This window comes from Elusimicrobiota bacterium (genome assembly GCA_016788905.1).
Classification (GTDB): domain Bacteria; phylum Elusimicrobiota; class Elusimicrobia; order FEN-1173; family FEN-1173; genus JADKHR01.
The window spans coordinates 136166-154368 of the sequence record JAEURZ010000003.1; the positions used below are offsets into that span (position 1 = coordinate 136166).

The 18203-nt window shown below is 55.1% G+C and carries 21 protein-coding genes and 1 tRNA gene; 21 read left to right on the top strand and 1 reads right to left on the bottom strand.

Going from position 1 to position 18203, the window contains the following annotated elements; all coding sequences use genetic code 11:
• Positions 1 to 1044, top strand: a complete 1044-nt coding sequence (holA, locus tag JNK54_02220) for a DNA polymerase III subunit delta (protein ID MBL8023084.1) — start codon at positions 1 to 3, stop codon at positions 1042 to 1044.
• Here holA and JNK54_02225 read toward each other — a convergent pair.
• A complete protein-coding gene (locus JNK54_02225) occupies positions 1031 to 1318 on the bottom strand; it encodes a 30S ribosomal protein S20 (protein MBL8023085.1) in 288 nt (95 codons plus the stop codon). The two genes, holA and JNK54_02225, sit on opposite strands and share 14 nt — an antisense overlap.
• A 44-nt stretch (positions 1319 to 1362) precedes the next feature.
• Here JNK54_02225 and murJ point away from each other — a divergent pair, with 44 nt between their 5' ends.
• From murJ to thiC, 20 genes are all read left to right on the top strand, one after another.
• Entirely contained in the window at positions 1363 to 2922 is a 1560-nt protein-coding gene (murJ, locus tag JNK54_02230) for a murein biosynthesis integral membrane protein MurJ (GenBank protein ID MBL8023086.1), read from the top strand.
• Positions 2923 to 2965: 43 nt separating this feature from the next.
• Entirely contained in the window at positions 2966 to 4237 is a 1272-nt protein-coding gene (locus JNK54_02235) for an excinuclease ABC subunit UvrC (GenBank protein MBL8023087.1), read from the top strand.
• Positions 4224 to 4523, top strand: a complete 300-nt coding sequence (locus JNK54_02240; GenBank protein MBL8023088.1) for an MGMT family protein — start codon at positions 4224 to 4226, stop codon at positions 4521 to 4523. The genes JNK54_02235 and JNK54_02240 overlap by 14 nt, the downstream gene beginning before the upstream one ends.
• Positions 4520 to 5404 carry a glucose-1-phosphate thymidylyltransferase RfbA gene (rfbA, locus tag JNK54_02245; protein MBL8023089.1) on the top strand — a complete coding sequence of 295 codons (885 nt, stop codon included), beginning with the start codon at positions 4520 to 4522 and terminating at the stop codon, positions 5402 to 5404. The genes JNK54_02240 and rfbA overlap by 4 nt, the downstream gene beginning before the upstream one ends.
• Positions 5405 to 5485: 81 nt before the next feature.
• Positions 5486 to 5559, top strand: a tRNA-Arg gene (locus JNK54_02250).
• Between the two features lie 25 nt (positions 5560 to 5584).
• Positions 5585 to 5980 carry a hypothetical protein gene (locus JNK54_02255; protein MBL8023090.1) on the top strand — a complete coding sequence of 132 codons (396 nt, stop codon included), beginning with the start codon at positions 5585 to 5587 and terminating at the stop codon, positions 5978 to 5980.
• A 5-nt stretch (positions 5981 to 5985) separates the two neighbouring features.
• On the top strand, positions 5986 to 7347 hold the full coding sequence (locus tag JNK54_02260) for a TldD/PmbA family protein (GenBank protein ID MBL8023091.1): 1362 nt from the start codon (positions 5986 to 5988) through the stop codon (positions 7345 to 7347).
• The gene (gene aroE / locus JNK54_02265) at positions 7337 to 8248 is read left to right on the top strand and encodes a shikimate dehydrogenase (GenBank protein MBL8023092.1); all 912 of its coding nucleotides are present in this window, start codon (positions 7337 to 7339) and stop codon (positions 8246 to 8248) included. Before JNK54_02260 ends, aroE begins: the two co-directional genes overlap by 11 nt.
• Complete coding sequence (aroC, locus tag JNK54_02270) at positions 8245 to 9408, top strand: chorismate synthase (protein MBL8023093.1); 1164 nt, start codon at positions 8245 to 8247, stop codon at positions 9406 to 9408. The genes aroE and aroC overlap by 4 nt, the downstream gene beginning before the upstream one ends.
• Before the next feature lie 130 nt (positions 9409 to 9538).
• Positions 9539 to 10030: a shikimate kinase gene (locus tag JNK54_02275; protein ID MBL8023094.1), complete on the top strand. Its 492-nt coding sequence runs from the start codon at positions 9539 to 9541 to the stop codon at positions 10028 to 10030.
• Positions 10027 to 11118, top strand: a complete 1092-nt coding sequence (aroB, locus tag JNK54_02280; GenBank protein MBL8023095.1) for a 3-dehydroquinate synthase — start codon at positions 10027 to 10029, stop codon at positions 11116 to 11118. The genes JNK54_02275 and aroB overlap by 4 nt, the downstream gene beginning before the upstream one ends.
• Positions 11115 to 12182: an aminopeptidase P family protein gene (locus tag JNK54_02285; GenBank protein MBL8023096.1), complete on the top strand. Its 1068-nt coding sequence runs from the start codon at positions 11115 to 11117 to the stop codon at positions 12180 to 12182. Before aroB ends, JNK54_02285 begins: the two co-directional genes overlap by 4 nt.
• 27 nt (positions 12183 to 12209) lie before the next feature.
• Positions 12210 to 12767: an elongation factor P gene (gene efp / locus JNK54_02290; GenBank protein MBL8023097.1), complete on the top strand. Its 558-nt coding sequence runs from the start codon at positions 12210 to 12212 to the stop codon at positions 12765 to 12767.
• Complete coding sequence (locus tag JNK54_02295; GenBank protein MBL8023098.1) at positions 12764 to 13204, top strand: acetyl-CoA carboxylase biotin carboxyl carrier protein; 441 nt, start codon at positions 12764 to 12766, stop codon at positions 13202 to 13204. The genes efp and JNK54_02295 overlap by 4 nt, the downstream gene beginning before the upstream one ends.
• Entirely contained in the window at positions 13204 to 14580 is a 1377-nt protein-coding gene (gene accC / locus JNK54_02300; GenBank protein MBL8023099.1) for an acetyl-CoA carboxylase biotin carboxylase subunit, read from the top strand. The genes JNK54_02295 and accC overlap by 1 nt, the downstream gene beginning before the upstream one ends.
• A 4-nt stretch (positions 14581 to 14584) precedes the next feature.
• Positions 14585 to 15199 carry an SIS domain-containing protein gene (locus tag JNK54_02305; GenBank protein ID MBL8023100.1) on the top strand — a complete coding sequence of 205 codons (615 nt, stop codon included), beginning with the start codon at positions 14585 to 14587 and terminating at the stop codon, positions 15197 to 15199.
• 36 nt (positions 15200 to 15235) lie between these two features.
• Positions 15236 to 15724, top strand: coding sequence for an adenylyltransferase/cytidyltransferase family protein (locus tag JNK54_02310; GenBank protein ID MBL8023101.1), 489 nt, complete (start codon positions 15236 to 15238; stop codon positions 15722 to 15724).
• Positions 15681 to 16130 carry a thiamine-phosphate pyrophosphorylase gene (locus JNK54_02315; GenBank protein ID MBL8023102.1) on the top strand — a complete coding sequence of 150 codons (450 nt, stop codon included), beginning with the start codon at positions 15681 to 15683 and terminating at the stop codon, positions 16128 to 16130. Before JNK54_02310 ends, JNK54_02315 begins: the two co-directional genes overlap by 44 nt.
• On the top strand, positions 16130 to 16813 hold the full coding sequence (gene thiE / locus JNK54_02320) for a thiamine phosphate synthase (protein MBL8023103.1): 684 nt from the start codon (positions 16130 to 16132) through the stop codon (positions 16811 to 16813). Before JNK54_02315 ends, thiE begins: the two co-directional genes overlap by 1 nt.
• A complete protein-coding gene (gene thiC, locus JNK54_02325; GenBank protein MBL8023104.1) occupies positions 16810 to 18198 on the top strand; it encodes a phosphomethylpyrimidine synthase ThiC in 1389 nt (462 codons plus the stop codon). The genes thiE and thiC overlap by 4 nt, the downstream gene beginning before the upstream one ends.
• Positions 18199 to 18203 lie beyond the last annotated feature (5 nt).

Consider the following 18203-nt stretch of genomic DNA (forward strand, 5'->3'; position numbering starts at 1 on the left):
TTGCCTTCCGCTGCGGAATTCCCGCTCTCCAACCTTATTAAAGGGTGGTCCCAGGGTGTTTTTCACCGGGTTTACCTCTTGGGGGGGCCCGACACCCTCACGAAAGAAGAGGCGGTTGAACTTCTCAAAAAACACTATTTGACCGACGATCCCTCCGGTATGGGGTTGGACGTCTTTGATGGGAATGATTCAAGCGCGGGCTCGATACTGACCGCTTTGAACACTCTGCCTTTTTTTGGGGGGAGGCGACTCCTCGTTGTTCGACGGGCCGCGGAACTGGCTACGGCGGAAACCAACCGTTTGGCGGACGGAATTCCCACGATCCCGCCGAGCAACTGTTTGGTCCTCCTGTGGGATGAGAAAGTCGACCAACGTTCTGTTTTGGTCCAAGCTGTAAAATCCGCTGGAGCGTTAACGGTTTTATGGCCACCGTTTGAAAATCAAATGCCCGCGTGGGTCATTCGCCGAGCGGAAACCGCCGGAAAACAGATGGATCGCGCGGCGGCCCAGGCGTTGTTGGACGCGGTGGGGCCCCGTTTGCCTGATTTGGTTCAGGAGCTTGAAAAACTAAAACTTTATGTGAAAGACCGGCCCTCTATTACGATGGAAGATGTTGACGTTTGTGGGGGTACCCGCTCGACGTTACGTTTTATGGAATGGGAACGGGTGTTGTGGCGGAAAGACAGGGTCAAAGCGCTGTCCCTCCTTGAGCTCATGCGGAACAACGGGGATCCGGCGGAGAAGCTTCTGCCCCAGCTTATTCGGGCCATACAAAAACTTTGTTTGGGAAAAGCTCTTTTAACGGAAAACCGTGTTGGCAAGAAACAGGTGTTCGATCGTCTTCGCGTGGGTTTATTGGACGCTCAAGCGGATTTGGAACGAGCTGTTGCTCGCTGGACATGGGGCCACCTGCTCAACGCATTGGACCGGCTGGTGGAGGCCGACGTCTCGATGAAAACGGGACGTGGTTCCCCTGACGCCGATTTAACGCGTTTGGTGTGGACCCTAACGGAGGATGAAGTTGCCGCGGTTAAGCGGATTTAAGGGCTTTGTGCGCCGCGCGCGAAAAGCGTGCGATTTTTCGGGACGCATTGGCTGGGTGAACCGTGTTGCGGTTTCCCAACTTTTTCCAGGAGGACATGACCTTGGGAAGAAGTTCCTTCACCTTGGCGGCATCTTTCGCCTGGAGAGCGGCTCGAAATTCTTTGGACAAACCGCGCGCGCCTGTTTTGGCGGCGACGTTGGCCCAACGACGGCGTTTTGCCTTACGAACTTCTTTAAGGGAGGACGTGTGACGTCCGGTCTTAAGCTTTGCCATAGTGCGGTAAAATACATTTTTCCGCTTTCCGCGTCAATAACGAAATGAAGTCCACAAAATTCGTTCGGCACGCGGGGCTGGTTTCTGTGGCCACTTTTTTTTCGCGGTTACTTGGCTACGTGCGGGACGCGTTGGTGGCGAGCGCTTTTGGCGGCGGTCATGTGACCGATGCTTTTTACGCCGCGTTCCGCCTTTCCAACCTTTTCCGTCGGATGTTGGGGGAGGGCCCACTGGCGACCGCTTTTGTTCCTGTGTTTTCTGAGCATTTGGCAAAGCACGAACCCCGCGAGGCACGCGATTTTTTTCACACCCTTTTCACCACTCTCGGTCTTTTGCTGCTGGTGATTGTGGGGGTGGGGATGGTGGGGTCCCCATGGATCGTGTCTTTGGCGGCTGGAGGATTTAAGTCCGCCGAACCGGGCACCTTCGAACGGACAGTGACGTTAACCCGTCTGATGTTTCCTTTCTTATTCTTCGTTTGTTTGGCGGCTCTCTCGTCAGCGGCTTTGAACGCGTTGGGGCACTTTTTTATCCCCGCTCTCGCGCCAGCCATGCTGTCGGTCACAACCATCGTTTACGTGTTGTGTCTCAAACAATGGGCCTTGAACCCCATTCAAGGACTCGCGATCAGTACCTCGGTGGGAGGACTTCTTCACTTGGCTCTGATGTGGCCTGCCCTTCGAAGCGAAGGACTCGCCCCGCGGTGGCGATGGAATTTAGGACATCCGGATTTGAAGCGGGTGGGGTTGTTGGTTCTTCCCGCTTTGTGGGGTCTCTCGATCGATCAGGTGAACGCTTATGTCGATACCATCTGCGCGTCGTTTTTAATGGAAGGGTCTGTGACGGCTCTTTACAATTCGAACCGGCTCATGCAATTCGCCTTGGCACTTTTTGGAATTTCCATCTCGACGGCCACGCTTCCTCATTTGTCCATGAGCGCCGCTCGCGCGGAATGGGGTGCCTTTAAAGAAAATCTTAATTTTTCTCTCCGCATGACACTTTTCTTGGTTATCCCGGCCATGGTGGGGTTAATCGTTTTGGCCCAGCCATTGGTTTATACACTTTTTCAACACGGACTTTTTACCGCGCGCCAAACCGATTTGACCGCGGCCGCTCTCGTGGCGTACACCCTGGGGTTGCCCTTCTACGCGCTTGTGAAAGTGTTGGTGACGGCTTTTTACGCTCGGAGAAATACCAAAACCCCGGTTAAAGTGGCTTCGATTTGTTTAGCAGTGAATATGGTTGGAAATCTGATACTGATGCGACGGTGGGGGCCCGCCGGGTTGGCCTTTGCGACGGCGTTGGCCTCTTTCGTTAATGGGGGGGTGTTGTTGTTTCTTCTTCGTCGTGACATGGGGCTTTTGGGGGGACGTCGAATTTTGAAAACCGCTTTGGCCAGTGGGGTGGCGTCCGGTGTTATGGCCGTCGGGGCGTGGGCTTTGTTGCGCTGGGGGCCGGGGCCTGTTCCCTTTCGGGCTTTGGGCGCGGTTCTGGTGGGGACGGGATTCTATCTTCTTTTAACATGGTTGTTTCGGATGGAGGAGTTTGGTCATTTGCGCGAGATGATCCGCCGTCCCAATTTAGGGAGGCCCTCCCCTGAGTAACACCCTCCTGGACACCATTCCCCATGGGCCCGGGGTCTATCTGATGCGGGATTCCTCGGGGGGGATTCTCTATATCGGGAAGGCCATCGATCTTCGGAAGCGGGTGGCCAACTATTTTCGGCTTGATGTTGAACCGAAAATCCGTGCGCTGATGGCCGATGTGCGGCACATCGATTATATTAACGCCGCGGGTGAGCGAGACGCTCTTGTTCTGGAACAGCGGCTTATCAAACGACATCTGCCACTGTACAATGTCATGTGGAAAGACGGGAAAAGTTATCCGTTTGTCAAATTAAGTTTGAACGAGGATTTTCCGCGCTTGCGGTTGACCCGTTCTCGGCTGAGGGACGGCGCGGATTATTTTGGGCCCTACCCCAATGTTCGGGCGGTACGGCATCTGCTGGATTGGGTTTGGCGAAATCGCCTTTTCCTCCTGCGTCCCTGCGACATTGAAATTAAGGAGGGAAGCGTTTACACTTACGAGAAGGTCAAATCCTGTCTCTATCTGCACACGGGGGAGTGTCCAGCCCCTTGTTTGGGGCGCGTGTCTAAAGAAGACTACGGGAGAACGGTGGAACGGGCCCGCCTTTTTTTTGAAGGAAAGAACAGCGAGCTTTTATCGGTCTGGCGGGATGAAATGAAAGAGGCCGCCGAGAATTTGGCCTTCGAACGTGCCGCCCAACTGCGGGATAGTTTGGAGGCTTTAAATCACATTCGCGAACCCGTGACCTTCCGATCGGTGAGAGAAGAGGAGGTCAAAGGCCGTCTCGAGTCCACTCGGGCGTTGCAAGAGTTGCAGGCGGCGTTATCTTTGCCGCGCCCTCCCCTCCGGATGGAGTGTTTCGATATTTCCCACATCCAAGGGGCGGAGACCGTGGCCTCCCTCGTCGTTTTCGATCGGGGCCGGCCCAACAAAAAAGCCTACCGAAGGTTTATCATTAAAACTGTTCCTGGGGTGGATGATTTCGCTTCCATGGCCGAGGTGGTGGGGCGTCGCTATCGCCGTGTGAAAGAGGAAGGACTCCCTTGGCCAGATTTGATATTGATTGATGGGGGGCCCGGGCAACTGTCCGCGGCCGGGCGGGCTCTCACGGCTGTGACGGACAGGCGGGTCCCTATGGCATCCCTGGCCAAGCGGGATGAAGAAGTGTTTCAACCTGGGCGAAAAGATCCCGTGCGTCTTCCCAAAGACGCTCCGGCGTTGCAGTTGCTTCAGCGTCTACGGGATGAGGCCCATAGGTTTGCCATTATGTTTCATCGTTCACGTCGAGAAAAAGCGGTGTTTTCTAAAGGAGTTCCCAGTGCGTCTTCCTAAACGTATTTTAGATCAGTTGTCACGGTACCCCCCCTTTTTTCAATCGGTCTGGCGTGCCTGCGCTGAAATTCCTGCAGGGCAAACTCGTTCGTATGGGTGGATCGCGGATCGTATTGGAAAACCGGGGGCGGCCCGGGCGGTGGGACGCGCTTTGGGAGCCAACCCCTTTGCCCCTGCCGTCCCCTGCCATCGGGTGGTTCGTTCGGATGGAACGTTGGGGGGGTATTCAGGTTCTGGCGGTATTAAATCGAAAAAAAAATTGCTCCAGAAGGAGAAGGCCTTATGAAAGGGATTATCTTGGCTGGTGGATCGGGTACACGGCTTTACCCTCTCACGCGAGGGGTCAGCAAACAATTGGTTCCTGTTTACGATAAACCCATGATCTATTACCCCCTTTCGGTTCTGATGTTGGCTGGGATCCGGGATATCCTTTTGATCACAACCCCCCACGAACAGGAGGGATTTGTTCGGCTGCTGGGGGATGGTTCACCCTTTGGTCTTCATCTTTCCTACGCGGTGCAACCTACCCCGGGGGGATTGGCCCAAGCGTTTACGATTGGCCGGGACTTCATTGGTAAAGAGGGTGTGGCTCTCGTCTTGGGGGACAATATTTTCTATGGACATGGGTTGGTGGCGGATCTCCGCCGGGCCGCTGGGCATAAAACCGGGGCCACGGTATTTGCCTACCAAGTGCGAAAACCGGGAGAGTATGGAGTGATCTCTTTTGACACGAACGGTCGAGCCGTCACTATCGAAGAAAAACCCAAAACGCCCAAATCGAATTTTGCAGTGACGGGGCTGTATTTCTATGACAACCGTGTTCTTGATGTGGCGTCGAAACTGGTTCCTTCCGCACGGGGGGAACTGGAGATTACCGATATTAACCGGACCTATTTGGAATGGGGGGAATTGAATGTGGTCAAGCTGGGGCGGGGCATTGCCTGGTTGGATACCGGAACCCACGAGTCCTTGTTGCAGGCGTCTAATTTTATCGAGACCATTCAAGACCGGCAAGGGTTGCGGGTGGCTTGCCTAGAAGAAATTGCCTATACCCAGGGGTACATATCTTCCGATCAGCTTCGTTTCCTTATCGAACCCATGAAAAAAAATGAGTATGGGCAATATCTCCTGCGGCTTTTGGAGGACGATTCTCTCGGCCGGGGGTAAAGATTTTTGCCGCTTTGGCCCGATACGGCCACAACTTTATTTTCCAAGTGATATAATCCACGAACTGTATCACCCACGGGTGGGCCCGTAGCTCAGGTGGATAGAGCATCTGCCTTCTAAGCAGAGGGTCGGCGGTTCGAGTCCGCCCGGGCCCGAATATCTTAGGGAGGGAATCGTCTTATGGAATCCGTTGGCAAAATCTTTATTGGGCTATTTCTTCTGGGAATTAGTTTGGCCTATCTCTACCGTCCAACTTTAGTTTTGCGTGTCAACGCGTGGGCGAGGATGTTCCTTTTCAATGATTCCCATTTGTTGCATTATCGTCGCAAATGGGGGCTTTTAGCTTTACTGGGATCTGTCCTCTTCCTTTATTCGGGGTTCCTCAACTTGTCTGCGTCGCGCCGACGTTTTGTCCCCGCTCCCGATCCCTTGTTGGTCGGGTATCAGGCTTTCAACGAAAGCCGTTTCGAGGACGCCGCGGCAATCGCCCTTATGTTCCTTAAAGGAAATCCCCAGGATCCCCACGGCATGTTCCTTCTGCGGCAGTCTCGTTCTTTACAAAAAAAGCGTCCCTAACTCCTTTGTCTTTTTCCCGCCGTTCCCTCCTTCGCGACGCCCTTCGTTCCCTTCAGCGGCTTCCCTTGGATGGGTGGGCCACTGAATTGTTTTTTGAGCACGAGAAAGAACGTGAAGTGTCCTGGTCAGAAGGGCGGCCTAAAACTGTTTCTTCGGGTGTGGGATCGGGGGTTTCGGTCCGAGTGGTGAAGAATGGTCGTCAAGGGTTTGCCAGTGGGACCAATACATCGGCTTTGGGTGTTCACAGTCTTTTCGACCTCGCTTGCGAATCGGCTCGCTTCACCTTTCCCGATAAGACACGGAGGTTGCCTTCGGTTTCTCGAAAGGGAACTCCTCTTTCCATGGGGCGGGATCAAAAACCTGTTCTTGATTTTCCTTATGGGGAGAAGGATCTGCTCGGCCTTCTGAAGCGCTTGGAACGCATGGCCTTGAAAGGGGACCGGCGGTTGAAAAAAGCGCTCAGCTTGACTTTTCACGAGGCGTCGGGTATTCATGCCATTGTCAATTCCCGAGGGATTTCCGTGGCCGAACCCTGGAGTACTGTTTCTTTTAGCGCGGAAGTTTTGGGGGCGGCAGGAAAAGAAACGGAAACCGCCTGGGGATCAACCGAAAAAAGACAGTGGGCGGATCTTGACCCGCGGGGTGTGGTGGAAGACGTCCGCGCACGACTTTTGACTTCTTTTGGGGCTCGTCCGATTCCTTCCGGATTGTGGCCGGTGATCGTGACCCCTCGGGTGGGGGTGGATGTGGTTGAACTTTTTTCCCAGGCGGTTTTGGGGGATGCGGTCCAGAAGGGGAGATCCTTTCTGACGAAGCGGTTGGGGAAGAGGGTGGGGTCTCCTCTGACGACCTTTATTGATGATGGGCGGTTGCGGGGTGGCGTCGCCGCTGGGGTGTGGGACGATGAGGGGGTTCCGAAACAGAGAACCGTGGTATTGGAACGTGGCTTTCTCCGGACGTATTTGCACGATACAGTGACGGCGGTTCGAGCTCAGGTGGCGAGTACGGGAAACGCCTCCCGCTCCGGACGGGAAACGCCGCCCTCGCCGGGTGTGACCAATTTTTGTTTGGCTCCAGGGGCTTGTTCCGTAGATGAACTCTATCGGTCCACGCCGCGAGCTTTTGTGGTGCGGGATGTGATCGGCATGCACACAGCGGATCCTGTGAGCGGGGATTTTTCTGTGGGGGCATCGGGGATCCTCTGGGAAAAAGGAATGGGGATCCGGGCGGTCCGGGGGGTCACCCTCTCTGGAAACATGTTGGACCTCTTGTCCGGAGTGGACGCCGTGGCCGATGATCTTTCCTGGCAAGGGACCTACGGCGCGCCCACATTTCGAGTGAAGGGGTTGTCCGTTGGTGGATCTTGACCTGATTTTTTCCGATGCTCCCCAGGCGGCGCGCCGGTTCGGTGTTGTGGGTTGGCCTCTGGACTATTCCCTCTCACCGGTGATGCACAACGCGGCGCTGACTCACTTCACTATTCCTGCGGCGTACCGAGCTCTCCGGGTTTCCCCGGAGGACTGGGAGAACTTCCTGCGGGGATTGGAGCGGGGGCGATTGGAAGGGTTTAATGTGACGATCCCGCATAAAGAGCGGGTTTTGGGTTTGGCCCGGGAGTTGAAAGGAAATGTCGCCGCCTGTCGAGCGGCCAATACGCTGCTCCGAGGGACCCAGGGATGGGAAGCCTATAACACCGATGGGGAAGGTTTGTTGGAAGATTTGCGGGAGCAATCGATGGGATGGGAAGGGGAGTCCGTTGTCCTCCTGGGGGCCGGGGGAGCCGCTCGGGCGGCGCTCTTTTCGCTTGGGAACTCTCCTCGGCCTCCACGGGAGATCATTCTGGTCAATCGTTCCCTGGATCGGGCGGAGGTATTGGCGCGAGAATTTCAATCGACTTCGGGAAGAAAGGTGGAGGTCCGGGTTCAGCAGGATGTTCACGAGGCGGCTGAGCGAGCGGTCTTGCTGATTAACGCCACTTCAGTGGGATTGAAGGAGGGGGATCCCTGTGCTGTTCCCCCAGAAGACCTGCGGGGGGGGCTTTCCGTTTACGACATGGTCTATCATCGGGAGACGGCCCTCCTAAAGGCGGCCCGTTCCGTTGGCGCTTTGGCGTCGGACGGGTTGGGGATGCTGATCAATCAAGGGGCCTTGGCTTTTGAACAATGGTTTCGTGAAGATCTGAAAAAGGTAAACTATGACTCTCGGCAGTTGAGAGAAATTATGGGTGCCGCCGTGCGCGCCGCCTTAAACGAAAGGAAGATACCGTGATCCGTTACGCCACCGCAGGAGAATCACACGGCCCCAGCTTGACGGCCATTTTGGAAGGAATTCCCGCCGGAGTTCCGGTGACGGAGTCCTATGTCAATCAAGAACTTTCCCGTCGGCAGTACAGTTTTGGGCGTGGGGAACGCCTCCAATATATTGAGAAGGACAAGTCGCGATTTCTTTCCGGGGTTCGATGGGGAGAAACCCTGGGATCGCCCATTACCTTTCAGATCGAAAATAAAGATTGGGAGAATTGGGAAAAGATCATGTCGGTGGAAGCGGAAGACAAACAAGAGAAATTTCGCCTCACCCGTCCCCGTCCGGGCCACGCCGATTTGGTGGGATGCTTGAAATTTGACCGAAAGGACACTCGGGACATATTGGAACGCGCGTCCGCCCGGGAAACCGCGGCGCGAACCGCTGTCAGTGCCGTGTGCCGAAAACTTTTGGAAGAATTGGGTGTCCGGGTCTATTCTTGGGTTGAGGAAATTGGTGGAATTGTGGCACACACGGCCGACCTTTCCCCAGAGGAAGCTTTTTCCCGGGCGGAAAAGTCGTCGGTGCGGTGTCCGGATAAGAAAGCCGAAGAGAAAATGGTGGACGCCATCAAGGACGCAAAAGCCAACGGGGACACGTTGGGGGGCGTTTACACGGTTATGGCTACCGGATGCCCGGTGGGGCTTGGCAATCACACCCAATGGGACCTGAAATTGGACGGGAGGTTGGCCCAGGCCATCCTTTCTATTCAGGCGCACAAGGGCGTTGAAATGGGTCGTGGTTTTGACATGGCTCGTCGCAAAGGGTCCGAGCTCCATGACGAAATCTTTTACAAGGAAGGCCGCGGTTTTTATCGTGAAGGCAACAACGCCGGTGGCATTGAAGGCGGCATGACGAACGGGGAACCCATCGTGATTCGTGCGGCGGTCAAACCTTTGGCGTCTCTCCGCAAACCCCTTCGTTCCGTTAACATCATGACGAAGGCCGAGATGACGGCGGAAATTGTTCGTTCGGATGTCTGTCCCGTGGCCAGCGCCGCTGTGATTGGCGAGGCCGTAACGGCTATTGCCTTGGCCCAGGCCATGAAAGAAAAATTCGGGTCGGACTCCCTTCGGGAAATGCAAGATCACCTCACCCGGTACAAGGAACACGTCCTTCGGTTCTAATGCAAGCTCGGGTGCTAATTCAATTTCTCAGACGAGTCCCCCTCTCCCGCGGGCGGGAGAGGGATGTGTTTCCTCTTGCTTTCCCTTCATTCGTTCGCCCTCTTTCGTGAATATTGTTTTGACCGGATTTATGGCAACAGGCAAATCCGTGGTGGGCCAGTTGCTGGCCCATCGGTTGGGCTGGGCTTTTTTTGATACAGACGATCTGATTGAAAAACAAACGGGTCATTCGATTGCCGATCTTTTCGCGAAGGGGGGGGAACCCGCCTTCCGTGATTTGGAGGCCCAAACGGTTTCCTTGGTTTCCCTCATGGACAAGGCGGTGATTGCCACGGGGGGCGGCGTGCCTCTTCGAAAATCCAATATGGATGAACTGGAGAGGAATGGGCGGGTTTTCCTTTTGACGGCGTCTCCCGAAACTCTTGTTCGTCGACTGGATTTGGCCTCCGTCCCTCGTCCCCTTCTGATGGGGGCGACTCCCCTTGATCGTGTGCGGGAACTTTTGAACGAACGCCGGGCTTCCTATTCCCGGTGTCAAGAAACCATTGAGACCGACTTTTTAACAGACCAACAGGTTGCGGACAAAATTGCGGATCGAGCTTTAAAGGTGGGGCTCTTGTGAAACGAATTCGAATGTCATTGAGCGGGGGCCGGAGTCCTGCAATTGTGGTGGGGGCTCGATTGGAAAATATGGGCCGCGCGTTGGCTCCTCTTATTTCCGGACGGCGCGCCCTGGTTGTTAGCTCGGCTCCCATCGCGCGACTTTATGGGGAGCGCCTGTTGGGAGGACTTCGTAAGGACGGTTTTACCCCCACGCTCGCCCTGATTCCAGATGGCGAATCCCACAAAACATTGGCTGTGGTCCAACGGCTTTACCAAAGGGCTCTGGCGGCTCGTTTGGATCGGGGATCGGTGTTGATGGCACTGGGCGGTGGAGTGGTTGGGGATGTGGCTGGGTTTGTGGCGGCCACCTATATGCGGGGGATTCCCTTTGTTCAGTGCCCCACCACTCTGTTGGCGATGGTGGACGCTTCGATCGGTGGGAAAACGGGGGTGGACCTTCCCCAAGGGAAAAACCTCGTGGGGGCCTTTTGGCAACCGATAGGTGTTTGGATGGATCTCACCACATTGACGACGTTGCCCGACCGGCAGTGGCGTACCGGTCTCGCCGAAATTATTAAATACGGGATCATCGCGGACCCTGAAATCCTTGAGATTTTGGAAAAAATTGATCTCCCTGTTTTAAAAAAGAACATGCGCGTTTTGGAATCCTTGGTGGCCCGTTCGGCGGCCATTAAGGCGGATGTGGTATCCAAAGATGAGAAGGAACTGAGCGGTGTTCGGGCGACGTTAAACTTGGGACATACGTTTGGCCACGCGATTGAGTCCGTTTCCGGATACCGGGCCTATACCCATGGAGAAGCGGTGGCCATTGGTTTGTGTGCCGCGGCGCGGTTGGGGGAGCGTCTGGGCACGTTTCCCTTAAACGCTATTCCAAGGGTGGAATCTCTCGTGGCGCGGTGGGGCCTTCCGACCCGCGTTCATCGGCGTTTGCCCCGGTCGAAAATTTTGGCCGCCATGGCACGAGACAAGAAAACCGTGGATGGTGGATTTCGCTTTGTGGTCCCTGTTGGAATGGGCCGGGCCAAAGTGGTGGCCCAGGTTCCCCGGGACGATGTGTTTCAGACGTTAACGGAGGTCGGGTTATGAGAATTCCCAAAGGCACGCTTCCCGCGGCGGTGTTTCGTGAACGGCGGGAAAGGTTGCTGGAAGTTTTTGATCGAAAAAAAATTGACGCCTATTTTTTCTCTAGCGTGGCGGACCTGTATTACCTGACGGGGTTTCATTCGGAGGGATTTTACGGGTTGGTGACGGGGAAGGGCACTTGGCTTTTCGCCTCCGCCCTTTTGGCGGGGCAAGTTCGTGAAAACGCTCCGGGGTGTCGGTTGGTGATCGGCAAACGCCTTTCGTTCGCTGTGGCGGATCTTGCTAAAAAATACCGCCTTAAAACCCTGGGGTTTGACGCGGATCAACTGAATTTTCGTTTGGGGGATGTGTTGAAGAAGAAAGGTTTGGCCCCTTGTCCCAATCCCTTAGAAGAACTCCGGGCCATTAAGGGGGAAGAAGAGCTAAACCTCCTTCGGAAGGCCTGTCAGATTACCGCTCAGTCCGTTGCTTTTATCAAACCCCGTCTTCGCCCCGGGATGACCGAGAAAGAAATGGCCTGGGCCATCGAACAGCAATTTGTTAAGCGGGGCGCTCACGGGCTCGGGTTTGATCTGATTGCCGCGGTGGGGGTTCATACGTCTCTCCCCCATCACATCCCGGGAGACGCGATCTTGAAGGCCAACACCCCGGTTCTGTTCGACGTGGGATGCCGCGTGGGGGCCTATCGGTCCGACTTGACCCGCTCGTTCTTTTACGGTAAAATTCCTTCGAGTTACCGACGGATCTTTGACGTTGTTTTGGCGGCTCAGGCCGCAGGTATTTCGAAAGTGCGGCCGGGGGCCACCGGAGGTGAAGTGGACGCCGCCACCCGGGGCGTTATTTCCAAGGCAGGTTACGGGCGGACCTTTGTTCACAGCACGGGCCATGGGGTGGGTATCGATATTCATGAACCCCCTTGGATTCGGCCCAAAAGCCCAGACGTTCTTGCGGCCAATATGCTCTTGACCGTTGAACCGGGGATCTATTTGCCGGGCCGGTTTGGGGTTCGGATTGAAGACACGCTTCGTGTTTCTCCCACCGGACACGAAATACTGACACAAGTTTAACACTATCTTTCTCTAGGGGAGCGGTCTATGATCAGTACATCGGATATGGGGAACGGCACTGTTTTTGAACATGAGGGTGTCGTCTATCAGATCGTTTGGTTTCAGCACCACAAACCCGGGAAGGGAGGTGCTATGCTCCGGGTGAAAATTCGGAACGTCCGAACGGGTGCCACGATTGAGCGCACCTTTAAGTCGGGTGAGCGGTTTAAGGAACTCTCCCTCTCACGGAAACCCATGCAGTACCTTTACGCGGAAGGGGACAATTTTACATTTATGGATCCCAAAACCTTCGATCAGGTTCCCGTGCCGAAAGAAAAATTGGGTGACTCCCATCGATTCCTTACGGAAAACATGGACGTGCAGGCTCTTTACCTTGAAGAAGAATTTTTAGGTGTGGATCTTCCCACCAGCGTGGCTTTAAAGGTGGAAAGCACTGTCCCAGGGGTGAAAGGTGATTCCGTGTCCAACATGGTGAAGCCGGCCACTCTGGAAAACAAGATGGAAGTGATGGTCCCTCTTTTTATTAAAGAAGGGGAGTCCATCCTGGTGGACACCCGAACCAGCGAATATTTGAGCCGCGTATGAAAAACCGCGTGAACGGAGAAGAAGCGCCTCCGACGTTAGAGGAATTGCTCGCATTTGCCGCTGAGTCGGGGTTGTCTGAAGTGATATGGGAAAAGGAGGGGCGGCGTCTGGCGTTTAAGAGGACGTTGGCGCCGGTGGTTCCCGCACCGACCGATTTGTCTTTGGAGAAATCTGCCCCTCTGGAGCCGTTGGTCCATCCCGTCAAATCCCCCATGGTGGGGACTTTTTTCCGTGCACCGAAAGGCCGGCCTCCCCTTGTGGTGGAAGGCGATGAGGTGTCGCCGGGTCAACGGCTGGGGATGGTGGAAGCCATGCAGGTCCCGAAAGATGTCGTGGCCGACGTGAAGGGCCGAATCGTTCGTGTTTTGGTGGAAAACGCGCATTCGGTGGAATACGGTCAACCACTTTTTGAGATCGAAAAATCCGAGGGGGCCTGATGTTTAAGAAAATTTTGATCGCCAATCGAGGGGAGATCGCGGTGCGTGTGGTTCGCGCGTGCCGGGAGCTGGGGATTCGTACGGTGGCTGTCCATTCCGACATCGATCGGGAATCCCTTCATGTTCGATTTGCCGACGAGTCCGTTTGCATCGGGCCTGGGCCCGCTGGGGAAAGTTATTTAAATATCCCCGCTATTATATCGGCCGCCGAAATAACGGGCGCTGACGCCATTCACCCCGGGTATGGCTTTTTGTCGGAAAACACTCATTTCGCTGAAGTGTGCGAAAGCTGTCACATCACCTTCATCGGACCTTCCAAAGATGCCCTTCGTAAAATGGGAGACAAGGCCGAGGCCCGGAAAATCATGGGCGATTACGGTGTTCCCATTATCCCAGGAACGAAGGGATGTATTGATGTCAACGATAAGGATTTGCATAAAATCGCCAAAAAAATCGGTTACCCGATTTTAGTGAAAGCCAAGGCCGGAGGCGGGGGAAAAGGCATGCGCGTGGTTCAGGAAGCGAGTTTCTTAAAAGACGCCATCAACGCCGCGGCGAACGAGGCCAAGGCCGCTTTCGGTAACGGAGAGGTTTACTTGGAGCGCTATTTGACCGCGCCCCGGCACATTGAAGTTCAAATTCTGGGAGATGCCTTCGGCAACGTGGTGAGTTTTCCCGAACGGGATTGTTCGGTTCAACGGCGTCATCAAAAGCTCATTGAGGAATCCCCGTCCTCCTCCATATCGGAGAGTATTCGAAAAAAAATGGGGAAGGCCGCTCGCTTGGCGGCCAAGGCCGTGAAGTATCAAACCGTGGCGACAGTCGAATTCCTGTATGATAAAAAGGCCAATGACTTCTTTTTTATTGAAATGAACACGCGGATTCAGGTGGAGCATCCGGTCACGGAAATGGTCACGGGGATCGATTTGATCAAAGAGCAAATCCGAACCGCGGCGGGTGAAAAAATTCCGTTTTCCTCGGACGATATCCAAATCCGACACCACGCCATGGAGTGCCGGATCAACGCGGAAGATCCTGACCGGAATTTCATGCCCTCTCCAGGGAAAATCACCCAGTTGATTCTTCCGGGGGGGCCCGGTGTGCGTGTGGACACCCATGTCTTTCAGGGGTATACCATCCCCACCTATTACGATAGTTTGATGGCGAAGCTTATTGTGGCGACGCGTTACGGGCCTGGGGGAGGGCGAGAACACACGATTCGCCGCATGGCTCGGGCCCTCAACGAATTTACCGTGGATGGTGTCAAAACCACCATCCCGTTTCATCGGGACGTGATGGCCCACGAGGCTTTCATGAAGGGCGATGTGACAACGGATTTCATCGAAAAACATTTGGCGCTGCAGCCGGCCCACTGATCCTGTGTCTCCGACTAAGAAGGAAAGCTTTCAGGACAGAATTCGGGCTCAGCTCAAAGAGTCGTCCGATAACCTTCGTCTTCTATCGGACGAAGCTCCTTCGATTGAGAAAGCCGCTCGGGTCTTGGTGGCGGCTCTTCGCCAAAAGAAGAAGGTGGTGGCTTTTGGCAATGGGGGATCGGCGGCCGACGCCCAGCATTTAACAGCGGAACTTTCTGGTCGGTTTGAGAAAAATCGCCCCGGGCTCCCCGCGGTGGCTCTCACCACCAACAGTTCGACCTTGACGGCCATCGCCAACGACTATTCGTACAAAGAAGTTTTTTCACGCCAGTTGGAGAATTTTATCCATCGGGGGGATGTGGTGGTGGCCATCTCCACTTCGGGGAACTCGGAAAACGTTTTGGAAGGCGTACGCGTGGCCCAACAAGCGGGCGCCGTGGTGATCGCTTGGACCGGACAGGGCGGGGGAAAACTAAAAGCGGTGGCGGATGTTTGTTTAACCGTTCCCTCACGGCGCACCTCGCGGATCCAAGAGGGACACCTGGCTCTTCTCCACACGCTCTGCGGAATCATTGAAGAGGAACTGTATCCCTCCGTGGGGAAGGCGACCGGTTATTAATCGCGCTGTTCCCCTCTTTTATCCCGAGGTTCACACATGAACGGGACTGTCGTTTCGGGAAAATCGTTAGCGACACGCCTGGCGCCCATTCGTCGAGGGAAAACGGTTGTCTTTACCAATGGTTGTTTTGATTTGGTTCACGCGGGGCACTTAAAGGTGCTCGATTGGGCCAAGCGGCAGGGGGATTTGTTGGTGGTGGGGTTGAACGCGGATGTTTCTGTGCGGCGTATAAAGGGGCCCCTTCGGCCCATCCTTCCCCTGAAAGATCGAGCCGCGCTGATGGCCGCTCTCCGCCCCGTGGATTTTGTGACCTGGTTTTTAGAGGACACCCCTCTTCAACTGATTCGACTTCTCCGTCCCGACATCTTGGTGAAAGGCGGGGATTGGGCTTCCGGGTCCATCGTGGGGCGTGAGTTTGTTCAGAAGGTCGTGCGGGTTCCCCTCATGAAGGGGTGTTCCACAACGGGTATCATCCAAACGATTGTCCAACGCTATGGTTCATCGTCTGCCCGCAAGAAAGAATAGGGCGGCGACGGTTGAGCGTTTTCGCGTTCTGGACGCCAACCTGAATCGTGCCCGGGAAGGCCTACGCGTTTTGGAGGACACCGCACGGTTCGTTTGGAAGGACCGGGTGTTGTTCGGATCCCTGCGCGGAGCACGACACGATTTGGACACCTTGACCCGGACCGCTTACCCCCAACTGGTGGGGGGCCGGGAGAGCGTCACGGATTTGGGACGCCGAATGGCCGAAGGCAAATCCCGGGACTGGCCCGGTTTGGTTGCCGCCAATTTCCGGCGCGTGCAAGAGGCGGTTCGTGTGTTGGAAGAGTACGGAAAGGTTTTTAGCCCGGGGGCCTCGGCGCGGTTTAAAAAAGTCAGGTTTCAGATGTATGTCAATGAAAAAACGGCGTTGTCTCATTTGGAGATCTAATGCAAAAACGATTGTTTGATTTTTCCGATGTTCACCTTTACGTCATCACTTCGTCGCCTCGGGCGGGGCAGAGTTATGCCGCGATGGTCGAGGCGGCTTGTGCGGGAGGCGCCGACGCGGTTCAGCTGAGGGACAAAACCCTTTCGTCTCGGGAGCTGTTTCGATTGGCGAAGGATCTCCAGGCCATTTGCGATCGAACGGGGACGTTTTTTATCTTGAACGATCGGGTGGACGTGGCGCTGGCGGCCGACGTGGATGGGGTCCATGTGGGGCAGGAGGATTTGCCCGTGCGGATGGTGCGGGGCATGATGGGACACAAGAAACTCATTGGGTGTTCCACTCATTCCACGGCCCAGGCCTTGGCCGCGGTGGGGGATGGAGCGGATTACATCAGTTGCGGACCCTTGTTCGCCACGCCGACCAAACCGGATTATTCTGCCGTGGGGCTTGAATTGGTCAAGGAATACCGTCAATTGGTTCGAATCCCTTTTGTGGCCATTGGAGGGCTCAATCTCTCCAATGTGACACAAGCGATTTCTGCTGGGGCGGACCGGGTGGCGGTGGTTCGCGCCATCGCCGGAGCTCCCGATGTGAAACGAGCCGCGAAAGATTTTAAAGATCTCATACTTAAAACGAAGAAGGAACGGCAGGAAACAATGGCGTCCAGGAGGCCCAACTCATGAGCACAAAAAACCTATCCCAAATGCACCGGGCGAAAGCGGGGGAGATCACCCCTGAAATGATTTTTGTCGCTGGAAAAGAAAAGCTGGAACCCGAATTCGTTCGGCAAGAAGTGGCGCGCGGGCGGGCCATTATCCCCGCGAACGTGAACCACTTGAAACACCGTTTGGAACCCATGGGAATTGGCATTAACTTCAACTGTAAAATTAATGCGAATTTGGGGAATTCAGCGACGACTTCCGATATCCAATGTGAATTGAACAAGGTGGATATGGCCATTAAGTATCACGCGGACACTGTGATGGATTTGTCCACGGGGAAAGACTTGGACGCCACCCGCGAAGCGGTGATCTCCCATTCCAAAGTCCCGGTGGGAACCGTGCCGATTTACGGTGTTTTGGCCCGGGTGGGAAAAGTGGAAGAAATTACTCCTCAATTGTTCTTGGATGAGGTGGAGAAGCAGGCCCGTCAAGGGGTGGATTACATGACCATTCACGCTGGGCTGTTGCGCGACCATATCCCTTTAACCAAAAACCGCATCACGGGGATAGTGTCCCGGGGTGGGTCGCTTTTGGCCCAGTGGATGATCTCCCATGGGAAAGAAAATTTTCTTTACACCCATTTTGGGGAACTGTGTGAAATTTTCAAGCAATACGATGTCTCGTTCTCATTGGGAGATGGGTTGCGTCCCGGGTGTTTGCACGACGCCAATGATGAGGCCCAGTTTGGTGAACTGAAAGTTTTGGGTGAACTGACACTGAAAGCGTGGACCCATGACGTTCAAGTGATGATCGAAGGCCCTGGGCACGTTCCTCTCCATTTGATCAAGATGAACGCGGAGATTCAACAGAAATGGTGTCACGAGGCGCCTTTCTACACACTTGGGCCTCTCGTCACGGATATCGCGCCGGGCTACGACCATATCACTTCCGCCATTGGGGCGGCGGTGATGGGGTGGGCAGGGGCGTCTTTGCTTTGTTACGTGACCCCGGCGGAGCATTTATCACTTCCGAACGCGGAAGACGTTCGCCAGGGTTGCATCGCGTACAAAATTGCGGCCCACGCCTCGGATATCGCTCGGGGGCGTCCCGGCGCCCGGGACCGGGACGACGAGCTGTCCAAAGCGCGATTTGAATTTCGATGGAAAGATCAGTTCCGTCTTTCCTTGGATCCGGAGGCCGCTCAGGCGAAGCACGATTCCACGTTGCCTGAGGAAGGTTTTAAAGACGCCCGATTCTGTTCCATGTGTGGACCGAAGTTTTGTTCCATGCGGATCACGCAGGATGTCCATCGGTTGGTACAAGAGCACGCGGCCCATTTGGAGGCCGGTGTGGTGGCGGCGAAGCTGGAAAAGCCCGTGGACGTTCCGGAGATCCTTCGGGCCTAAGCGGC